The 19,396-nt window shown below is 65.8% G+C and carries 20 protein-coding genes; 15 read left to right on the top strand and 5 right to left on the bottom strand.

Going from position 1 to position 19,396, the window contains the following annotated elements; translation table 11 throughout:
• The first annotated feature begins 62 nt into the window (after window positions 1-62).
• Complete coding sequence (locus tag AUL30_RS15360) at window positions 63-701, top strand: gp16 family protein (protein WP_062228775.1); 639 nt, start codon at window positions 63-65, stop codon at window positions 699-701.
• A gap of 5 nt (window positions 702-706) precedes the next feature.
• On the opposite strand, the gene AUL30_RS15355 is transcribed toward AUL30_RS15360, so the two are convergent.
• Entirely contained in the window at window positions 707-1,048 is a 342-nt protein-coding gene (locus AUL30_RS15355) for a hypothetical protein (protein ID WP_157070211.1), read from the bottom strand.
• Between the two features lie 118 nt (window positions 1,049-1,166).
• Between AUL30_RS15355 and AUL30_RS15350 the strand changes: the two genes are divergently transcribed.
• The 10 genes from AUL30_RS15350 to AUL30_RS15310 all read left to right on the top strand — a co-directional run bounded on the left by AUL30_RS15350 (window position 1,167) and on the right by AUL30_RS15310 (window position 10,373).
• Window positions 1,167-1,544 (top strand): hypothetical protein, encoded by a 378-nt coding sequence (locus AUL30_RS15350; RefSeq protein ID WP_062228773.1) that lies wholly within the window; start codon window positions 1,167-1,169, stop codon window positions 1,542-1,544.
• Window positions 1,545-1,893: 349 nt separating this feature from the next.
• Window positions 1,894-2,070, top strand: coding sequence for a hypothetical protein (locus AUL30_RS19795; protein ID WP_157070210.1), 177 nt, complete (start codon window positions 1,894-1,896; stop codon window positions 2,068-2,070).
• Window positions 2,071-2,441: 371 nt separating this feature from the next.
• On the top strand, window positions 2,442-2,999 hold the full coding sequence (gene msuE / locus AUL30_RS15345) for an FMN reductase (RefSeq protein ID WP_062228772.1): 558 nt from the start codon (window positions 2,442-2,444) through the stop codon (window positions 2,997-2,999).
• A 34-nt stretch (window positions 3,000-3,033) separates the two neighbouring features.
• Window positions 3,034-3,900 carry a MetQ/NlpA family ABC transporter substrate-binding protein gene (locus AUL30_RS15340; protein ID WP_062228771.1) on the top strand — a complete coding sequence of 289 codons (867 nt, stop codon included), beginning with the start codon at window positions 3,034-3,036 and terminating at the stop codon, window positions 3,898-3,900.
• A 5-nt stretch (window positions 3,901-3,905) separates the two neighbouring features.
• A complete protein-coding gene (locus tag AUL30_RS15335) occupies window positions 3,906-4,715 on the top strand; it encodes a MetQ/NlpA family ABC transporter substrate-binding protein (RefSeq protein WP_062228770.1) in 810 nt (269 codons plus the stop codon).
• Window positions 4,716-4,725: 10 nt separating this feature from the next.
• A complete protein-coding gene (locus AUL30_RS15330) occupies window positions 4,726-5,886 on the top strand; it encodes a methionine ABC transporter ATP-binding protein (protein ID WP_062228769.1) in 1,161 nt (386 codons plus the stop codon).
• Window positions 5,867-6,520 (top strand): methionine ABC transporter permease, encoded by a 654-nt coding sequence (locus AUL30_RS15325; RefSeq protein WP_062228768.1) that lies wholly within the window; start codon window positions 5,867-5,869, stop codon window positions 6,518-6,520. The genes AUL30_RS15330 and AUL30_RS15325 overlap by 20 nt, the downstream gene beginning before the upstream one ends.
• Before the next feature lie 12 nt (window positions 6,521-6,532).
• Window positions 6,533-7,750 (top strand): SfnB family sulfur acquisition oxidoreductase, encoded by a 1,218-nt coding sequence (locus tag AUL30_RS15320; protein ID WP_062228767.1) that lies wholly within the window; start codon window positions 6,533-6,535, stop codon window positions 7,748-7,750.
• 4 nt (window positions 7,751-7,754) lie between these two features.
• Complete coding sequence (locus AUL30_RS15315; protein WP_062228766.1) at window positions 7,755-8,996, top strand: SfnB family sulfur acquisition oxidoreductase; 1,242 nt, start codon at window positions 7,755-7,757, stop codon at window positions 8,994-8,996.
• Window positions 8,997-9,005: 9 nt separating this feature from the next.
• A complete protein-coding gene (locus tag AUL30_RS15310) occupies window positions 9,006-10,373 on the top strand; it encodes an LLM class flavin-dependent oxidoreductase (RefSeq protein WP_062228913.1) in 1,368 nt (455 codons plus the stop codon).
• Between the two features lie 219 nt (window positions 10,374-10,592).
• Here the strand turns inward: AUL30_RS15310 and mazF are convergent, their stop codons facing one another.
• The 4 genes from mazF to AUL30_RS15290 all read right to left on the bottom strand — a co-directional run bounded on the left by mazF (window position 10,593) and on the right by AUL30_RS15290 (window position 13,430).
• Window positions 10,593-10,925: an endoribonuclease MazF gene (mazF, locus tag AUL30_RS15305; protein ID WP_062228765.1), complete on the bottom strand. Its 333-nt coding sequence runs from the start codon at window positions 10,923-10,925 to the stop codon at window positions 10,593-10,595.
• The gene (locus AUL30_RS15300; protein WP_244490857.1) at window positions 10,925-11,161 is read right to left on the bottom strand and encodes an AbrB/MazE/SpoVT family DNA-binding domain-containing protein; all 237 of its coding nucleotides are present in this window, start codon (window positions 11,159-11,161) and stop codon (window positions 10,925-10,927) included. The genes mazF and AUL30_RS15300 overlap by 1 nt, the downstream gene beginning before the upstream one ends.
• A 164-nt stretch (window positions 11,162-11,325) precedes the next feature.
• Entirely contained in the window at window positions 11,326-12,501 is a 1,176-nt protein-coding gene (gene ssuD / locus AUL30_RS15295; RefSeq protein WP_062228763.1) for an FMNH2-dependent alkanesulfonate monooxygenase, read from the bottom strand.
• 125 nt (window positions 12,502-12,626) lie between these two features.
• On the bottom strand, window positions 12,627-13,430 hold the full coding sequence (locus AUL30_RS15290) for an IclR family transcriptional regulator (protein WP_157070209.1): 804 nt from the start codon (window positions 13,428-13,430) through the stop codon (window positions 12,627-12,629).
• 133 nt (window positions 13,431-13,563) lie between these two features.
• On the opposite strand from AUL30_RS15290, the gene AUL30_RS15285 reads away from it, so the two are divergent.
• From AUL30_RS15285 to AUL30_RS15270, 4 genes are all read left to right on the top strand, one after another.
• Window positions 13,564-14,649, top strand: a complete 1,086-nt coding sequence (locus AUL30_RS15285) for a succinylglutamate desuccinylase/aspartoacylase family protein (RefSeq protein ID WP_244490856.1) — start codon at window positions 13,564-13,566, stop codon at window positions 14,647-14,649.
• A complete protein-coding gene (locus AUL30_RS15280) occupies window positions 14,646-15,632 on the top strand; it encodes a threonine ammonia-lyase (RefSeq protein WP_062228761.1) in 987 nt (328 codons plus the stop codon). The genes AUL30_RS15285 and AUL30_RS15280 overlap by 4 nt, the downstream gene beginning before the upstream one ends.
• 75 nt (window positions 15,633-15,707) lie before the next feature.
• Window positions 15,708-16,727 carry a sugar ABC transporter substrate-binding protein gene (locus AUL30_RS15275; RefSeq protein ID WP_062228760.1) on the top strand — a complete coding sequence of 340 codons (1,020 nt, stop codon included), beginning with the start codon at window positions 15,708-15,710 and terminating at the stop codon, window positions 16,725-16,727.
• 112 nt (window positions 16,728-16,839) lie between these two features.
• Window positions 16,840-19,392 carry an ATP-binding cassette domain-containing protein gene (locus tag AUL30_RS15270; protein WP_083507966.1) on the top strand — a complete coding sequence of 851 codons (2,553 nt, stop codon included), beginning with the start codon at window positions 16,840-16,842 and terminating at the stop codon, window positions 19,390-19,392.
• Window positions 19,393-19,396: the final 4 nt, after the last annotated feature.

Here is a 19,396-nt window from a genome sequence, read left to right as displayed (position 1 = left end):
GTAGCCCTCACGCATGGCATCAGCGCAGCCGCGGCGCCGGCACAAATTGCGGAGCAGCCTGAATGACGGCGCTCGCTCAGATTCACGTGGGAAAGAAGGCGCTCGGCCTCGATGACGATACCTACCGCGCCGTGCTCTTGCGTGTCACGGGGAAGGCGTCGGCGAAAGACATGTTGCCCGATGAACGGCGCCTGGTCCTGACGGAATTCTACCGCCTCGGCTTCAAACCACTCGACAAGCCGCGCAGGATTGCTGGCAAACGGGCCTTGGAGGGGCCGTTTGCCGCCAAACTGCAGGCTCTGTGGTTGGCGGCCTGGAACCTCGGTCTGGTCCGGGACCGCCGTGACGCCGCGTTGTTGGCGTTTGTCCAGCGCATGACCGGTATCGAGCGAACCGAATGGCTTCGGGAACCGAACGCTGCGCGTCGGGTCATCGAGGGCCTGAAGGCCTGGTTGGAGCGCGACGGCGGTGTGGACTGGTCCGTGACGTCGCAGCAGCCTGGCTGGGCTGCACGCTACGGCTACAGGATTGCCTGGGCGCAATGGCGGAAGCTGGAGCCGAAGGGCACAGCGGTACGCTTTTGGTCCGAGATTGCGATCATCATCGGCCGTCCGTTGTTCAGCGGCAAGCCGACCGATGCAGAATGGATCGCGGTCATGAACCAGCTCGGCGAGCGCATCCGCTCAGGATACGCCCGATGATCGGATCAACGCGAGATCTTGCGCAGTTCCGCAGCGCGTGCGGCGGCTTCCGCTTGCGGAACGAGGACGTATCCACGCTCGGCCATGCAACCGGCCATGATCTCGCCGAAGCTGTCGCGACGATCATTCAGGACCTGCTGTGCCTGGATCGCCGGAATGAGGCCGCTGGAGTAGACCGGGGTCTGGCCGGCAACCGATTGGTTCACGCGGCCGGAGCAAATGGTCCGGTCCTGCTCTCCTTGCAGCCGCAGCTTCGGATCGGACTGCATGGACCGACCATCCGTTCGCACCCACAGCATCCCCTGCATCGGGTCCGTGCTCTGGCAGCCGGACAGCGTGACGATCATGAGGATCCCCGACAGGACGATTCGTTTGTGCATGAGGCGACTCCCGGCAGTTGCATGGCCCATATCGGTATGAACCATCCTCAACGTCCACTAGCAACCAGCGGTCGGGATTGCGATCATGGTTAAGCCGCCGGCCCACCTTCTCCCCTATGTCGATGTCCTCGGACCGGATCTGGCGATGGATTTTCTGCTCGCCTTTGGCGGGTCGCCTGTGTACCTCGCGCTCCGACCGCAGGCCGGCTCGGCCGTTGCATCGCTGATCGGGATCGACAAGACAGCAGCGCTCGCTGAACGGCTTGGCGGCGGTGGCAATTACGTCGTCCCGGTCGGCAAGAAGTGGGTCGCGAACGTCCTGCACAGGCGCGGTTTGTCGGTCTATGCCGTAGCGCGCCAGCTCCACATGAGCCATGTTGCCGCGAGAAAGCTCATCATCCGGGATACACATCAGCTCGACATGTTTCCAGCCGAAGACACCAACTCCGCTAAGGACCTATAGCGGCGAACAAATCAGACAGACGCGGCATCGTCTCCCGCTGAGTATCAGGACTGGGCCGACATACTCAGCGGGCGACCTGACCTTCAACCCGAACTTTTCGGTTTGGATCATGGGCTGGCCGATCGGGTGGACCGATCCGAGGCGGCCGGTAACGGGGTGGTCAGCCTGGCTGCGGCGTATGCGTGGCGAACTCTCAAGGCTGCCCATCTCAAGCAGTTGACGGTTCGCTAACCACAACGCCGTCTCTCAACCGACGACAGGTCGGGAACCGGTCGACGCCGACCAGTGCAACCTGTTGAGAGGGGTCGATACACGAGAGGCTTGCTCCGTGAAGACAACGGAGCAAGTCATGAGGCGACAGAACGTAGACCCCCTCAGGATGCTGGCGGATATCCTCCTCGTGGCGCGGCACAAGGCGGCCGAAGAGGAGGCTCAGGAGGTTCTGCCTGCCATAGACCTGGCATTGAGGATCGTCGGGAACGCGATGGCGGACGAACCGAAGAGCGACAGAATGGCGCGTCATTAAGGAGAGACGGGTTCGGTAGTCCGTGAGGTGCAATCAATGCACCTTCAAGTGCGGGACTGTTGGCAGACTGGTCTTGCGCGTGCTGCAGACTCATTTTGCGCGCTACACGTGTCAGCGGTGTGACATACCGAGCGTTTGGGGTCGCTGTATCGTCGCGTCGAATACGCATGCAGCCGGCCTCCCCCTATCCCGGCCCCGTCACCACGCGACTCCATTCCAATCCAGTCCATAAAATCGATAGATTATTTCTTCTGTCGTGGTGTCCGTTCGTCCTAGCTTGGTGATCGATCCGGTGCTGCAGGCCCTGCGTCCGGTTCGACCGAAGAGTTTGTCGAAGCCGGCTCTGGCTTCGGCCCGAAAGTGGGGACGACATGACGAAGCTCCGGCTGGCTGCACTCGCAGGCTCCTACAACCGCCCTTCGCGGACCGTATCGCTCGTGCAGGAAATCGCGAAGCGGGCGCAGCAGCGTTACGGGTTCTCGACCGAGCTGTTCGATCTGGAACAGATCGGCCCGTCCCTGAATGTCGCGCAGGGGCCGGGCGATCTCGATGCCAATGCACGGCGCATCCTTCAATCGCTGGTCGAAGCTGATCTGATCGTCATCGGATCGCCGACCTACAAGGGCTCCTATCCGGGGCTTTTCAAGCACTTCATCGACCTGATCGATCCGAACGCCCTGCGTGGCAAACCGATTCTCCTCAGCGCCACGGGCGGGGGCGAGCGGCATGCGCTGATGGTCGAGCACCAGCTTCGCCCGCTCTTCGGCTTCTTTATGGCGTCGACCTTGCCCACCGCGGTCTACGCCTCCAACGCCGAACTCACCGATTACCGGGTTTCGTCCGAAGGACTCTCCGCCCGGATCGACGAGGCCGTGGCGGATATCTCCATTTTTTTCCCAAGCCTTTCGACGGCCCTGGCCGCCGAGTGACATCAAGCCTGCCGACACGACAGGAGCTGCCGCGATGAACCCGCCCGGACGCACACGCCTCAAGGCCGTGCAGGCCCTCATGCTGGCCGCGGTGCTGATTGGCCCGGCCGGCGCGCTCGCCGACGAACTCGTCATCGGGGTTACACCCGGGGCCCTTGCCGACTCCATCGAAGTCGCAGCCCGTGCGGCGCGCCAGGACGGGCTCGATGTCCGCGTGGTCGAGTTCAGCGACTGGACCACGCCCAACCTTGCCCTCGCCTCCGGCGATCTCGATCTGAACTACTTCCAGCACAAGGCCTTTCTCGACAATGCCGTGGCCGAAACCGGCTACGATCTCGTCAGCGTCGGGATCGGCATCCTGCCCAATATCGGCCTCTACTCGTCGCGCTATCAGAGCTTCGACGCCCTGCCAGACGGGGCGCGGGTCGGCATTGCCAGCGACCCGGTGAACCAGGGCCGTGGGCTGCTGCTGCTTCAGCAGGCCGGCTTGATCACGCTGACGGACGGCGTGGCGTCGCACGGAACACTGGACGACGTCGTGGAGAACCCACGGGAGCTCGACTTCGTCGAGATCGAGGGGCCGCAACTCGTCCGCGCGCTGGACGACGTCGATCTCGCCCAAGGGTACCCGGCGCATTACGTCAATGCCGGCAAGCCGGATATTGCGGGTTCGGCGCTCCTCTATTCGGGCGTCGAGGATACGGACTTCGCCATCCGCTTCGTCTCCCGCAAGGACAATGCGCAAGACCCCGATATCGGCCGCTTCATCGACATCTACCAGAACGACCCGGCCGTCAGGGCCGAGATCCACCGCGCCTATGCCGGCAACGATGCGCTCTACTCCCTGCCCTGGGAGCACCGCGAGGCCGCCACCCAGCCCGCCGACCAAACCGGAAAGTGACCTCCATGACGAAGCTTCTGACCCGCAAGCTCCTGGCGGCGGCGCTCCTGTCCCTCATCATCGCACCGGCCATGGCGCAGGATCTGCGGATCGGCGTGGTGCCCGGCGCCTATGGCGACAGTGTCGCCAAGGCCGCGGAAATCGCCAAGGCGGAGAACCTGAACGTCGAGGTGATCGAGTTCACGGACTGGACGACGCCGAATGTCGCGCTGCAGGCCGGCGATATCGATGTGAACTACTTCCAGCACGTGCCCTTCCTGAACAACGCCATCAAGGAGCGGGGCTACGACTTCGGCGTGGCCGGGGTGGGTGCGCTCTCCAATATCGGCCTTTATTCGCTCAAGCATAAGAGCTTCGACGAGCTCCCTCAGGGCGGTACGGTCGCCATCCCCAATGATCCGGTGAACCAGGGGCGTGGCCTCCTCCTTCTGGAACGGGCCGGCCTGATCACGCTGAAGGAGGGCGTCGGCTTCCTCGGCACGCTGGACGATATCGTCGACAATCCGAAGGCGCTCAGCTTCACCGAAGTCGAAGGGCCGCAGCTCGTGCGCGTGACGCCCGATGTCGATCTGGCCCTCGGCTATCCGCATTTCATCGTGGCATCCGGCACCTTCGACCCGTCGGCCGGCCTGATCTATTCGGGCATCGAGGATCGCAACTTCGCCATCCGCTTCGTCACCAAGTCGCAGGATGTCGACCGCGCCGACATCAAACGCTTCATCGAAATCTACCAGACCTCGCCGGAGGTCGCGTCGGTGATCGACACCGCCTTCGCGAAGGACCCCAAGCTCTACCTCCTCGCCTGGAAGAATTAGGAGGCCGCCGGTGACCTTCCTGTCCGCACCGTCCCTTAGACGCGGCATCGCCTTCGAAGCGCAGGGGCGGCCGGCCCCGTCCCGTGCTGCTTCAGGGGCCAGCGCCGAGGCCGCGGCACAAAACGGGGCCGTCCGCGGCGGCTCCGTCCGCTTCGAGCGGATCGATAAGGTGTACCGCTCGAAATCCGGAGATGTCAGCGCGCTCGCCGGGATCGACGTGGAGGTGAAGCCCGGGTCGATCTTCGGGATCATCGGCCGCAGCGGCGCCGGCAAGTCCAGCCTGATCCGTCTGGTCAACCGGCTGGAAGCGCCGACCGGGGGCCGCGTCCTCGTCAACGGTGTCGATATCGCCACCCTCGACACGCCGGGGCTCGTCGGCCTTCGGCGGCGGATCGGCATGATCTTCCAGCACTTCAACCTCCTGTCCGCCAAGACCGTCTGGGACAATATCGCCCTGCCGCTCGTCGTGGCCGGCACACCCCGCGCCGAGATCGGGCCGCGTGTGGAGCGTGTGCTCGAACTCGTCGGCCTTTCCGACAAACGGGACGTCTATCCCGCGCGTCTGTCGGGCGGCCAGAAGCAACGCGTCGGCATTGCGCGCGCCCTCGTCTGCGATCCGGACATTCTCTTGTGCGACGAGGCAACGTCCGCTTTGGACCCGGAGACGACGCTGTCGATCCTGGCGCTGCTCAAGGATATCAACCGCCGGCTCGGCCTCACCATCATCCTCATCACCCACGAGATGAGCGTCATCCGCGAGATCTGCGATACCGTCCTCGTGCTCGAACAGGGCCGGATCGTCGAGACCGGGCCGGTATGGCGCATTTTCGGCGATCCGCAGGCAGAAGCGACACGCGCCTTGCTGCAGCCCTTGGTGCGCGATCTGCCGGACGACATTGCCCTGCGGCTCAAGACCACCAGGAGCGGTCCGACGGACCATGCCGTGCTTTCCCTCCACTATACGGGCGAAGGCGGTGAGCCGGACCTCGCCGCCATCGCAGCGGCGCTCAATGCTCCGCTGACACTTCTTCACGCCGCGATCGATCGCGTGCAGGGGCGCTCGCATGGGCGCCTGCTCGTCAAGATCGCCGGCCGCGAACCTTCCCCCGAAACACTCGCTGCGCTGGCGCAGGACGCAAAGGTCATCGGCTATGTCCGCGATCATGCTTGAACGACTGTGGAACGCCTTCCTGGACACCAGCCTGATGGTCGGCGTCTCGGCATCTCTGGCGGCCCTGTTCGGAATTCCGCTTGCGGTCCTTCTGGTCGCGACGGCACCTGGCGGGATCCGCGAGGCGCCCCGCCTCAACGCCGTGGTCGGCGCGCTGGTCAACGGCTTCCGCGCCACGCCCTTCATCGTGCTGCTCGTCGCGCTGATCCCGCTCACACGGCTTCTGGCCGGCACGACGATCGGCGTCTGGGCCGCCATCGTTCCCCTGACGATCAGCGCAACGCCGTTCCTGGCCCGGATTGCCGAGGTGAGCATCCGCGAGGTTGATCGCGGACTGGTCGAGGCGGCACAGGCCATGGGCTGCCGCCGCTGGCATATCGTGCGCCACGTCCTCTTGCCGGAAGCGCTGCCCGGCATCGTCGGCGGCCTGACCATCACCGTCGTCACCATGATCGGCGCCTCCGCCATGGCAGGCGCAGTGGGTGCCGGCGGCCTCGGCGACATGGCGATCCGCTACGGCTACCAGCGTTTCGATACGGTGGTCATGATCGCTGTCATCGTGGTCCTCATCGCCATGGTCATGACCGTGCAATTTGCAGGCGACCGGACCGTCCGCGCACTGCGCGCTCGATAAAGGAGGGGCATCATGGCTCCCATCACCCGCCTTCCTGCGCCACCCCGGGCCCCGCAGCGCATCGACACCCACGCGCAGGCGATCGACGCGGCCCGCGCGCTGGCTGCGCATTACCGCCCCGGGGCGGTCGCGCGCGATCGCGAACGCCGCCTTCCCTTCGACGAGATCGAGCGCCACACGGCCTCCGGCCTCGGCACCCTGACGGTGCCGCGCAGCCATGGCGGGCCCGACCTGCCGCTGACGACGGTGGTGGAGGTCTTCGAAATCATCTCCGCGGCCGATGCCTCGCTCGGCCAGATCCCGCAGAACCAGTTCGGCGTCATCGCCCTCCTGCGGGATTTCGGCTCGCAGGATCAGCAAGCCCGCTTCTTTGCCGATATTCTGGCGGGCCACCGGATCGGCAATGCCGGCCCGGAAAAGGGCAAACGGGCGCTGACGCACAATGAAACGCGCCTGCACCGCAAGGACGGCAAACTCGTTCTCGTCGGGGAGCGCTTCTATTCGACCGGCGCCGCCTTCGCCCACTGGATCCCGACCCGCGCGGCCGATACCGAAGGGCGGCCCGTACAAGTGTGGGTGCGCCGTGACGCGCCAGGCGTGCGGGTGGAGGATGACTGGCTCTCCTTCGGCCAGCGCACGACATCCAGCGGGACGGTCGTCTTCGACCATGTCATCGTGGAACAGGCCAACATCCTGCCCGTATGGCGGTTCGCCGAGACGCCGGGGCTGACCGGGCCGACATCGCAGCTCGTCCAGGCCGCCATCGATTCCGGCATTGCAGCGATGGCCCTGGACGATGCGGCCAGCTTCGTCCGGGACAAGGCCCGCCCCTGGATGGATTCGGGTGTCGAGCGCGCCGTCGACGATCCGACCATCATCCATGCCTACGGAGCGTTGCAGGCCGACTTTCATGCCGCACAGGCCGTGTTGTACGAAGCGGCAGAAACCATCGACCGCATCGCCCGCGACCCCGTGACGGCCGAAAGCAGCGCGGCGGCATCCGTCGCCGTTGCCGAGGCGAAGATCCTGACCACGGACATCGCTCTGGCCGCGTCCGAGATGCTCTTCGACCTGGCCGGCTCATCCGCGACACGCGCCGCCCACGGGTTGGACATGCATTGGCGCAATGCGCGCGTCCACACGCTGCACGATCCCGTGCGCTGGAAATACCATCTCGTCGGGAATTACGCCTTGAACGGCGTCCTGCCGGCCCGCCACCAGTGGAATTGAGCCCATGTCGCTTGCCGTCAACGACAACGCATTGACGCCCGCCGCCCCGGCACCGCGTCGAGTGGCCACGGTCATCGGGACCGAGGCACAGGCCCTGGCAACCGCCGAGCGCCTGGCACAGGAATTCGCCGCGGATTCGGCGGAGCGCGACAGGCACCGCAACCTTCCCTGGCATGAACTGGACCGGCTGTCGGAGGAAGGGCTCCTCGGCATCACCGTGCCCCGCGCCTATGGCGGTGCGGACGTCTCGCCGGCCGTGCTGGCCCGTGTGATCGCCACCCTGTCGCGGGGCGACGGCTCCATCGGGCAGATTCCCCAGAACCATTTCTACGCGCTGGAAGTCCTGCGTGTCGGCGGCACCAAGGAACAGAAGAAAGCCCTCTACGCGCTGGCGCTGAGCGGCCATCGGTTCGGGAACGCGCTGGCAGAGATCGGGCGGCGCGATTTCCGCCGAACCACGCGGCTGGAGCGTGATGGCGATGGCTATACCGTGTCCGGGCGCAAGTTCTACTGCACCGGCGCCATCTATGCACACGTCATTCCCACCCTTGCCGTGGCGCAGGAAGATGGAACGGAAGTCTCCTATCTGGTCTTCGTGCCGCGTTCGGCGCCCGGCATCTCGATCGACGACGATTGGGACGGGTTCGGGCAGCGGGTGACCGGCAGCGGCACGGTCACCTTCGACAGGGTGGCGGTGGACGCCGCCGCAATCGTGCCGTTCCAGGCTTCATTCGACAGGCCGACGACGATCGGCCCCTTCGCGCAGCTCCTCCATGCGGCCATCGATCTCGGCATCGGCGAGGCAGCCTACCGCGAGACGATCCGCTTCGTGCGGGAGCGGGCGCGGCCGTGGATCGATGCCAATGTGGAGACGGCAGCGCAGGACCCGCTGACGATCCACCATCTGGGGGAAGTCCATGTGGGCTTGCGGGCCGCGCAGGCGCTGCTGGCCCGGGCCGGCAGGATCGTCGCAGCGGCGCAGGCCGCGCCGGACGAAGACAGCGTCGCGGCCGCCTCCATTGCTGTCGCGGAAGCACGCATCCATTCGACAAAAGCGGGACTGGCCGCAGCCAACCGCCTGCTGGAACTGTCCGGCACCTCCGCGACCATGGAGGCGGACAATCTCGACCGCTATTGGCGCAACGTCCGCACCCACACCTTGCACGATCCCGTGCGGTGGAAATACCAGGCGGTCGGCCAGTACTATTTCAACCAGCGCCGCCCCCCGCGGCACGGCGCGATCTGAAGGTGTATGATGCCGGACGGCAAAGAGATCCTGTTGAATGCCTTCGCGATGAACTGCGTCGGCCACATCAACCACGGCTTGTGGACGCATCCGCGCGACCGCTCCGTGGACTATCACAGCCTCCAGCATTGGACGCAACTCGCGCAGACACTCGAGCGCGGGCTCTTCGACGGGCTGTTCCTGGCCGATATCGTCGGGGCCTATGATGTCTATGGCGGCAATGTCGATCTGACCTTGCGGGAATCCATCCAGCTTCCCGTCAACGATCCGCTGCTCCTGGTGCCGGCCATGGCGGCCGTCACGCGGCACCTGGGCTTCGGCGTCACGGTCAACATTAATGTCGAGCATCCCTATACCTTCGCCCGCCGCATCTCGACGCTCGATCATCTGACGCAAGGGCGAGTCGGCTGGAACATCGTGACGGGGTATCTGGACAGCGCGGCCCGTGCCGTCGGTCAGGATGGGCAAGCCGAGCACGACCTGCGCTACGACCGGGCCGACGAATACCTGTCCTTGGCGCGCAGCCTGTGGGAAGACAGTTGGGACGACGATGCCGTGCGCGCCGATCGCGCCGCCCGCATCTATGCCGACCCAGCCAAGGTCCGCCCGATCCGGCACCAGGGCCGCTTCTACCGATCCGAAGGCTACCACCTGTCCGCCCCCTCGCCGCAGCGCACGCCCGTTATCTTCCAGGCCGGCTCGTCGGGCCGGGGCCTGCGTTTCGCGGCGGCAAATGCGGAATGCGTCTTCATCTCCGCCTCGGACAAGGCACGGGCACGCGCCCTGTCACGCCAGTTGCGGGCCGCCGTCGTGGAGGCCGGGCGCGCGCCACAGGATGTGAAGATCTTCGTCGGCATCACCGTCACGGCCGATGCGACAGAGGCCGCCGCCCGGGAGCGCCATGCCGAGTATCTGGCCTATGCCAGCGCAGATGCGGGGCTCGCCCATTTTTCGGCCAGCACGGGGATCGACTTCTCCCGCTTCGACCTGGACGAGCCCATCGCCTATGGCCCGTCCAATGCGATCCAATCGGCCACGAGCCTTGCCCGGGAGAAGCAATGGACGCGCCGCCAGCTCCTGGGCGAACTCGCTCTTGGCGGCCGCTACGCCACGATCGTCGGCGATGGCGGACAGGTTGCGGAGGAACTGGCCTCCTGGATCGACGAGGGGGAAATCGACGGCTTCAACCTTGCGCGCACCGTTGTGCCGGAGAGCTTCGAAACCTTCGTCGATCATGTCGTGCCGGAACTGCAGTCTCGCGGCCGCTACAAGGCCGACTATACGCCCGGCACCTTGCGCCACAAATTGTTCGGCAAGGGGGACGGGTCTCGAACCAGCTCGGCTCAGGCGCACGTCCGCGAAGCGGTCGGCGCATGAGCGGGGCCGGCCGTCCCGTTTCAGGAGGCGCTGGCCTGTTGCGCCTGCGGGCGATGCGAGCCGGCGATGGTTTCGCCGAAGCTGTAGGCCTCCTCCAGATGCGGGTCGTCACGCGCCACTCGCTCGCGGCACTGGCGCAACTGGTCCTCTACCGAGGCGTCACACTGGTCCTCAGACGAATAGCGGGCGTGATGGGCAATGCGAAGGATGGCGGTCCGCCTAGATTTGCAGCAATGCCTTGAGTTTGGCGCGAACCTCGGCCAGCACTGCGGCAGTGACCTCGCCTTTGCGTCTGGCTTTGCGAGCGCGCCAATCAAGGTTCTTGATCTGATCGGCAAGAATGGCGCTTGGCGGATTCTGGCTGATGACGACTTCGAAGGGATAAGCTTTGAGTTTCGTCGTCAGCGGGCAGCACAACATCATGCCCCGCATCCCGTTGTAGCGGGCGGGCGACAGCACTAGAGCGGGGCGATGGCCTGCCTGCTCGTGCCCGGCCTGCGGATCGAAGTTCACCCACACGATGTCGCCGCTGTCAGGCACCCACGCGGCCATCACCAGACTTCCTTGCCGACCGGAGCGCCGAAATCTACCTCGTCATGGAAGGTGTCGGGCGTCATCCCGGCCAACAGCGTGTCAAGATCATAGGAAAGGTTCTGGACGGGTTCGATGACAACCCGGCCATCTTCCTCGCGCACCTCCACCGCCTGATCGACATGCAGGTTGGCGGCGGTCATCACCGAATGTGGAATCCGAACCGACGCGCTATTGCCCCATTTCTTGATGTTCACTCGCACAGCTGCGTCTCCTGTATCTATGGTGTCGATACATTAGTACGTCTTGCAGTGGTGTCAACAGTGTTGATACAGCATCCGACCCTGGCACGTCATGGCGTTCGCGCTCGGCCATCAGTTCCGCGACACGGTCGGCGCCTGAGCCGGGCTGGACGTCCCGTTCAGGAGGCGCTGGCCTGTTGCGCCTGCGGGCGATGCGAGCCGGCGATGGTTTCGCCGAAGGGCCCCGTATTGATGCTGGCATCCCGCCCTGGAAGGGGGTGGTCCAGCGGCAGGCGCGGCAGGACCTGTTCGCCGAAGCTGTAGGCTTCCTCCAGATGCGGGTAGCCCGACAGGATGAAGGTATCGATGCCGAGCTGCCGATAGCCATCGATCCGCTCGGCAACCGTATCGGGGTCTCCCACCAGGGCCGTTCCGGCACCGCCCCGGACCAGGCCGACCCCCGCCCAGAGATTGGGGCTGATCTCCAACCGAGACCGGTCGCCCCCGTGCAGCGCGCTCATCCGGCGCTGACCGACGGAGTCCATCCGCCCGAAGATTTCCTGTGCCGAGGCGATGGTGGCATCGTCGAGCCGGCTGATCAAAGCCTCCGCCGCGCGCCAGGCCGCTTCGTTGGTTTCACGCACGATGACATGCAGCCGAATGCCGAAGGACACCTCTCTTCCGGCCTTGGCCGCTGCCGCCCGCACCACGTCGAGCTTGCGCGCCACGTCTTCCGGCGGTTCGCCCCAGGTCAGGTACTTGTCGACCGTTCGCGACGCGACGTCGATCCCCGCGTCCGACGATCCGCCGAAGTAAATCGGAGGGTGCGGGGTCTGGTGCGGCGGAAACAGCAACCGGCCATCGGAGATGCGGAAGTGCTTGCCCGTGTGCTCGACCGTTTCCCCCGCCAGGACGGACTTGTAGATGTGGATGAACTCTTCGGTGACCTCGTAGCGCTCGCCATGCGACTGGAAGATTCCGTCCCCCCCGTTCTCGACGGGATCGCCACCGGTCACCACGTTGATCAGGAGCCGACCCTTCGAAAAGCGATCGAGCGTCGCCGTCATGCGGGCGGCGAGCGTGGGCGACTGGAGGCCCGGCCGGACCGCGACCAGGAAACGAAGCCGCTCGGTCAGCGGCACGAGCGCCGATGCCGTGACCCAGGAATCCTCGCAGGACCGGCCGGTCGGCAACAGGACCCCGTAATAGCCGAGCTGGTCGGCAGCGCGGGCGATCTGCGAGAGATAGGGCAGATCGACCGCCCGCCCCCCTTCGCTCGTGCCGAGGTAGCGGCTGTCGCCATGGGTCGGCAGGAACCAGAGAACCTTGATGCGTTCGGGTATAGTGGCGGGCATGGGCAAATCCTGAGGCCAGTGTTCAGGCGCTGAGACTAGCCGCCGCCCCGCGATCCCCGCGAGGCATGGATTACCCTATCAAACCATAAAATTAATAGACCATTCCAATCGAGGTGCTCCGCGTCCTATGAGCCCCGACGCTCCTCCGTCAGCAGCGGCGAAAGCTTGGCGGATATGATCATGCAGGATTGCTGCAGAGCCATGGCCGTCTGCACGTGGCGGCTCTCCCGATTGTGGCGGTTCACATAGGAAATGATGACGGCCGCGATGGCCGAACCGTTCATGCCGATGATCGGGCAGCATATGTCCGTGATGCCGACGAAGTCCCGGCTCTCTCGCAGCTCGTAGCCGCGGTCGCGGATTGCGTCGAGTTGCCGGCCGAGCAGCGCCCGATCGATCGGCGCGCGGGCCTGAGCCTCGCATTCATCCACGATAAGCGCTGCACGCGTGGGCGGGGAAAAGGCCAGCATGACTTGGCCGGAGGTCGAATCGGTCGCCAGCCGCCCGTAACCGAGATTGAGCGTGAAGGACATATCCTCACCGCCGGGAACGGCGGCCGTAACGACGGTTCGCCCATGATGGATGACGACGAGGTGGGGCGACTGACCGGTCGCCAGCGCAAGCGCCGCGAGTTCGGGCATGGCCGCGCTCATCAGATCCTGCTGGGCGGGCGTATGGAGCCCGAGCCGGAAGAGCTTGTCACTCAGGGAATAGGCGTCGCTCGCCGGGTCCCGCTCGATGTAGCCCCGCTCCTGCAGTGCGACGAGCATGCGGAAAATCTCCCCCTTCGAGCGGCCGAGCCCGTCGGCGATCTCCTTCATGGTGAGCGCTTCGGCCGCCGTCGCCAGGAGTTCCAGGACCTCCAGTCCCTTCGTCAAAGCGGGCGCGGAATAGGAAGGACGCGCCCCTGCCGATGCTGTGTCACTCATTCGGTACCCCGTGTTTCGCCGCACCATAGGACGCCGCTGTCCCCCACTTCAATTGTTTCATATCGGAACTTGACATCAAATATGAAACTGCGAAAGTGTCGTCATGTCGGTTTGATGACGAGCGGGTGATCTGATGAACATGGCCCTGGTAGAGCGTCTCCGGTCTGAGCGCAGGGTTGTGGAACGCCGCCGCAACAGCGTGTTCACGACGATCGACCTGGACCGTGACGGCAAGCAGATCGGCTTCTTCAACGTGCCCCAGTCGCCGCATGACGACGCCTGGGGCACGGTGCAGGTCCCGCTGGCGGTCGTGCGCAACGGCAACGGCCCGACCATCCTGATCGAGGCGGGAAACCACGGCGACGAGTATGAAGGTCCCATCGCCCTGGGCGAGCTCCTGCGGGAGATCGACCCCGCCGATGTCAGCGGGCGCATCATCGCCATCCCGGCGATCAACGTGCGGGCGGTGGAAGCCGGCACGCGGACCTCTCCCGTGGACGGGCTGAACTTCAATCGCAGCTTCCCGGGCGATTTCAACGGTACGCTGACGAGCCAGATCGCCGCCTATGTGCATGACTGCCTGTTCCCGATCTCGGACTATTTCCTGGACTTACATTCCGGCGGCTCGTCCCTGATGATCCTGCCGAGCGCCATCATCGAACCCTCCCCCACGCCGCATGGCCACAAGCGCAACATCGCCGCGACGCTCGCCTTCGGCGCTCCCACCGTCGTCATGGTGGACAATCTGGGAGAGACGCGCACCTCCACCGCCTCAGCCAATCTTCAGGGGCTCATCGTCATCGGGAGTGAAATGGGCGGCGGCGGCCTCGTCGGGCCGGAAGCGCTGGCCATCTGCCGCCGCGGCATCCGCAACGTGCTCAAACATGCCGGCATCCTGAAGGGGCCGCTCGACGTCCAGCCCGGCGCCAATGGCCGCGTCCTGAAAGTGCCGGGCAGCGAAGGCTACATCATGTCCGACGAAGACGGCGTGTTCGAGCCGATCAGCCTGCTCGGCGCCGCCGTCCGCAAGGGCGACATTGCCGGCCGCATCCACTTTCTGCGCACGCCGCAGCGCGAGCCGCTCGTGCTGACGCATCCGATCGACGGGGTCGTCTTCGCCAAGCGCCAGCCGGGCCGCGTGCGGCCGGGCAACTGCTGCTTCGTCCTGGCGACCGAGTATCCGGAAGCCCTGGCGGCCGCGCTCGAGGCCGGGGAATGAGCCTTGCCGACATCACGGCCGCGGCGCAGCGCATCCGCCCCATGGTCCGGCGCACGCCGGTGCTCGCCATGGAGCAATCGCCGCGCGCCGGCCTGTCGAACCCGCTCCACCTGAAGCTCGAATGCCTACAGGTCAGCGGCTCCTTCAAGATCCGCGGCGCGGCCAACCGGGTGGCGACGCTCGGGCCGGACCGGATCGCCGCCGGGCTGGTCGCGGCATCGGGCGGCAATCATGGCATGGCCACCGCATACATGGCGGCGCAGCATGGCGTGGCGGCGACCATCTTCCTGCCTGCCAATGCCAGCCCCATCAAGGCGCAGAAGCTGCGGCTCCTGGGCGCGACCGTGCGCCATGTCGGCACCGTCTGGGACGAGGCGCACGAAGCAGCGCAAAGCTTTGCGCAGAGCGCGGGCGCCTTCTACATGCACCCCTTCGCCGACCCGGCCATCGTGGCCGGCCAGGGGACGGTCGCGGTGGAGATGCTGGAGCAGATCCCCGATGCCGATCTCTTCATCGTCGCCATAGGCGGCGGTGGGCTCATCGCCGGCATGTCGCAGTTCATCCGCTCGGTCCGCCCGCAAGCGCGGATCGTGGGCGTGGAGCCGGTCGGCTCCCCCACCCTACACGCATCCTTCGCGGCAGGAGAGGTCGTTCGCCTTCCGCAGGTGACGACGCGCGTCGCCACCATGGCGTGCGGGCGCACGGCCGAAAGCATCTATGAGACGGCCCGCCGCCATGTCGATGAGATCGTCCTGATAGAGGATGACGACATGCAGCGCGCCGCCGAACTCCTGTGGCTGGATTTCGGCATCGCGGCCGATCTCAGCGGGGCCGCCTCGCTCGCTGCACTGATGGCGGGCGCGGTGCGGCCGGAGCCGGGAGCCTGCGTGGCCGGGCTCGTCTGCGGCGCCGGGATCGACGGCCTGAGCGAACAGTCATCCACCTCCCTGCCGGCGGATGCGCCGGCGGGAGCGGCCAGATAAATCCAAGAAGAGGCGGAAAACGCACGGACTGCCCCGCATTCGACGAACCCTTCAAAACAACATGTGAGGTTACGCATGCGCAGACTTATCGAGACGTCCGTCCTCCTCGCCGCGCTGTCGCTGGCGCTGCCGGCCTCCGCCCAGGAGAAGGTCCTCGGCCTTGCCGCCATCGACCTGCAGAACTCCTTCTTCGTCCGCATGAAGGAGGCGGGCGACGTCGCCGCCTCCGATTATGGCGTACGGTCGACATGGCAGAGCGCCGAAGGCAGCCTGGAAAAGCAGGTCGCCATCATCGAGAACTTCATCAACCAGGGCGTCAGCGCGATCCTCATCGATCCGCTTGACAAGAACGCCGTCATCCCCGTCATCCAGAAAGCCACCGCCGCAGGCATTCCGGTCATCACCATGGGCAACAAGGTGGATGCGGGCGAGAACTACTCCACGCTCTACCCCGATTACGAGAATATGGGCATGGTCGCCCGGGCCGTCGGCATCACCCTCGGCGGCGAGGGCCAGGTGGCGCTTTTGGTCGGATCGCGCGGGAACTTCGTGTCCGACACCCGGGAGAAGGGTTTCATTGACACGATGGCCAAGGAGTTCCCCAATATTGAGGTTGTCGGCATCCAGCCGACCGATTGGGATGCGGCCAAGGCCACCAACGCCGCGCAGACCTGGCTGACCACCTATCCCGAACTCGACGCCATCGCCTGCATCTCGGACAGCCTGTGCCTTGCGGCGGACTCCGTGGCCAACGCGCTCGGATCCAATCTGATCTATGGCGGCTACGACGGCGATGCCGAGATGAAGGAGCTGATCGACAGCGGCAAGATGGTCATGGACGTGCTGACGGGCGCCTATCGCGTCGGCTACTGGAACATCGCCGTCGCATCCCGCCTCGCCAATGGTGAGGAACTGCCGAAAGACCTCTACATGCCGACCTACTTCGTCACCTCCGACGAAACGGCGGAAAAGCTCAAGGCCGCCGGCATGAGCTTCGACTACATCGACACGGCGCGCCAGGCGCAGGAGTCGCAGAACTACACCGAGCAGCTCGGGCCGAAACTGCCCGCCTCGGCCATGACCGTGGCGCAATAGCCGGTCGCGGGGTCGGCGCGGACACCCCCGCCGGCCCCTTCGCATTCCAGACCGTCGCCGGTTGCTGCGCGCATGCGCGCGGTCGAGCCTGCATGTTCGATGGAGATGCCACATGTTCAAGGACCGGATCAAAGTCCTCGTCGCGCATAACGAGCCCGTGCTCGTGGTCGTGCTCTGCCTGGCGGTCGTTGTCTTCGGCTGGATCGATCCGCGCTTTCTGTCCAGCGGCAACTTCGTCAGCATCCTGCAGCAGAGCGCCGTCATCGCCATCGTCGCCTATGCCATGACGGCCGTCATCATCGCCCGGGGGATCGATATTTCGGTCGGCAGTACCCTCGCCTTTTCCGGCGTCGCCGCCGGGCTGGTCTTCACCGCCACTGGCTCGGCTGTCCTGACCATGGGCGCCGCCATCCTGGCCGGCGCAGCCATCGGCCTCCTGAACGGCATTCTGATCGGGGCGGCGGGCATCTCCCCCTTCATCGCCACCCTGGCCACCATGGCCTTCGCCCGCGGCCTGTCCCTCAGCCTGTCGGGTGCCTCGAGCCTTCCCATCGACAATGCAGCGGTGCTCTATGCCGGCAGCGCCATGGTCGGACCGCTTCCCGTCTCGGTGGTCATCGCGGTTCTTTTGCTGGTGGCCTGGTGGTTCGTCCTGAAGCGCACCGTCTATGGCCGCTGGGTCTACGCGGTCGGCGGCAATGCCGATGCTGCCCGCGCCTCGCTCGTGCCCGTCGGCCGGGTCCGCGTGTCGGTCTATCTGATCGCAGGCGCGACGGCCGGGCTCGGCGCCATCCTGACCATCGGCCGGCTCGGCTCGGCCCAGCCGCTGGCCGGCACCGGGCTCGAATTCACCGCCATCACCGCAGCCATCATCGGCGGAACCAAACTGTCGGGCGGCCGTGGCTCCGTCTGGGGCACGGCCATCGGCGCGCTGCTCCTCGGCGTCATCAATACGGGCCTGTCCTTCCTGCAGGTGCCGCAAATCATCATCTATTACGTGACCGGCGCGCTGATCATCATCGCCGTGCTGGCCAGCCGCATGGACAGCCTGTCGCATCTTCTGCGCCGCAGGGCCGGCACACCGCGCCCCGATGTGTCCGTGGCCCCGGCACCGCCCGCGCCGAGCGGCGCGCGGTCCATCACGCTGGAGGGGATCGGCAAGTCCTTCCCGGGCGTGCGGGCCCTGGACGGTGTGTCCTTCTCGGTCGCGGCGGGAGAGGTCGTCGCCCTGGCGGGAGAGAACGGGGCCGGCAAATCCACCCTTGTCAAGTGCATTGCCGGGTTCCACCGGCCGGATGCGGGGCAATTGCTGCTCGACGGCCGGCCGGTCCATTTCGATTCCCCGGACGATGCGGAGGGGATCAGCGTCATCCACCAGCATTTCAGCCTGGCGCCGGACCTGACGGTCGCCGAAAACATGTTCGTCGGGCGCGAGCCGCGCAACGCCTTCGGCCTTCTGTCGCGGCGGACCATGCGCCGGCGTGCGCGCGATATCATGGCCGAACTCGGCCTCGACATCGATGTGGATGCAGAGGTTCGCAGCCTGACGATCGGCCGCCAGCAGATGGTGGAGATCGCCCGTGCGGTCCTGGCCGATGCCTGGTTCATGGTGATGGACGAGCCCACCAGCGCCCTGTCCAACCGCGAGCGCGACCAGCTCTATGCCCTCAACGCCAAGCTGCGCGCACGCGGCGCGGGCATTCTCTACATCTCCCACAAGATGGAAGAGATCTTCAATCAGTGCGACCGCGTCGTGGTCCTGCGGGATGGTCGCTTCATCGGTGAGCGCCGCATCGCGGACACGTCGGAGGCGGAGATCGTCTCCATGATGGTCGGCCGCGAGGTCGGGGATATCTTCCCCCATCTCGAAGCACCGCTCGGGCAAACAGCGCTGGAGATCGCAAACATCTCCGACGGCAAGCTCCTCAAATCGGCATCCCTGACCCTTCGCTGCGGCGAAATCGTCGCCCTGGCCGGGCTGATGGGCAGTGGCCGTTCGGAAGTCCTGCGGCTGATCGCCGGGCTGGAAACGCCCAAGGGCGGCACCCTCGATGTCTTCGGGGAGCGCCGCGCGGGCGACGGGCTGCGCGCCGCCAACCGCTCCGGCATCGTCTACATTCCGGAAGACCGGCACCTGGAAGGCTTCGTCGGCACGATGTCGATCCGCGACAACCTTTCGCTTGCCTGGATCCGCGGCAACAGCCGCTTCGGCATCCTGCCGGGGCGCCGGATCGGTGCCCTGGCGCGTGATCTCGTCTCCTCGCTCGGCGTGCGCCCGGCCCAACCCGACAAGCTGACGCTGGAACTGTCGGGCGGCAATCAGCAGAAGGTGGTCATCGGCAAGTGGCTTGCCACCCGTCCACGGATCATCCTCCTGGACGAGCCGACGCGCGGGGTCGATGTCGGCGCCAAGTCCGATCTCCACCGCCTGATCGCCGGCCTGAAGCAGGAAGGCGCGGCCATCCTCATGGTCTCGTCCGAACTGCCGGAGGTGCTCGGCGTCGCCGACCGCATCGTCGTCATGTGCGAAGGGCGCTCGGTGGGCGAGCTGGCCCGCGGCGCGAGCGAGGAAGACGTCATGACCCTCGCCTTCGGCGACCGCCGCCCGCGCGCCGCACCGGCCGAGCCGGCCCCCATCTTCGACCTGCGAACGGCAGAAGGGTGAAACA

Origin of the sequence: Aureimonas frigidaquae (genome assembly GCF_001463905.1) — a bacterium.
GTDB classification, from domain to species: domain Bacteria; phylum Pseudomonadota; class Alphaproteobacteria; order Rhizobiales; family Rhizobiaceae; genus Aureimonas; species Aureimonas frigidaquae.
Note: the sequence above shows the minus strand (reverse complement) of the source record. Positions and strands in the feature narration are given on the sequence as shown.

Coding starts and splice junctions, on each gene's coding strand:
- AUL30_RS15340 (WP_062228771.1), top strand. CDS start 3,034: ATGAACCCGCCCGGACGCACACGCCTCAAGGCCGTGCAGGCCCTCATG.
- AUL30_RS15320 (WP_062228767.1), top strand. CDS start 6,533: ATGGCTCCCATCACCCGCCTTCCTGCGCCACCCCGGGCCCCGCAGCGC.
- AUL30_RS15325 (WP_062228768.1), top strand. CDS start 5,867: ATGTCCGCGATCATGCTTGAACGACTGTGGAACGCCTTCCTGGACACC.
- AUL30_RS15275 (WP_062228760.1), top strand. CDS start 15,708: ATGCGCAGACTTATCGAGACGTCCGTCCTCCTCGCCGCGCTGTCGCTG.
- AUL30_RS19795 (WP_157070210.1), top strand. CDS start 1,894: ATGAGGCGACAGAACGTAGACCCCCTCAGGATGCTGGCGGATATCCTC.
- ssuD (WP_062228763.1), bottom strand. CDS start 12,501: ATGCCCGCCACTATACCCGAACGCATCAAGGTTCTCTGGTTCCTGCCG.
- AUL30_RS15360 (WP_062228775.1), top strand. CDS start 63: ATGACGGCGCTCGCTCAGATTCACGTGGGAAAGAAGGCGCTCGGCCTC.
- AUL30_RS15355 (WP_157070211.1), bottom strand. CDS start 1,048: ATGATCGTCACGCTGTCCGGCTGCCAGAGCACGGACCCGATGCAGGGG.
- AUL30_RS15290 (WP_157070209.1), bottom strand. CDS start 13,430: ATGAGTGACACAGCATCGGCAGGGGCGCGTCCTTCCTATTCCGCGCCC.
- AUL30_RS15280 (WP_062228761.1), top strand. CDS start 14,646: ATGAGCCTTGCCGACATCACGGCCGCGGCGCAGCGCATCCGCCCCATG.
- AUL30_RS15315 (WP_062228766.1), top strand. CDS start 7,755: ATGTCGCTTGCCGTCAACGACAACGCATTGACGCCCGCCGCCCCGGCA.
- AUL30_RS15285 (WP_244490856.1), top strand. CDS start 13,564: ATGAACATGGCCCTGGTAGAGCGTCTCCGGTCTGAGCGCAGGGTTGTG.
- AUL30_RS15310 (WP_062228913.1), top strand. CDS start 9,006: ATGCCGGACGGCAAAGAGATCCTGTTGAATGCCTTCGCGATGAACTGC.
- AUL30_RS15335 (WP_062228770.1), top strand. CDS start 3,906: ATGACGAAGCTTCTGACCCGCAAGCTCCTGGCGGCGGCGCTCCTGTCC.
- msuE (WP_062228772.1), top strand. CDS start 2,442: ATGACGAAGCTCCGGCTGGCTGCACTCGCAGGCTCCTACAACCGCCCT.
- AUL30_RS15350 (WP_062228773.1), top strand. CDS start 1,167: ATGGTTAAGCCGCCGGCCCACCTTCTCCCCTATGTCGATGTCCTCGGA.
- AUL30_RS15270 (WP_083507966.1), top strand. CDS start 16,840: ATGTTCAAGGACCGGATCAAAGTCCTCGTCGCGCATAACGAGCCCGTG.
- mazF (WP_062228765.1), bottom strand. CDS start 10,925: ATGGCCGCGTGGGTGCCTGACAGCGGCGACATCGTGTGGGTGAACTTC.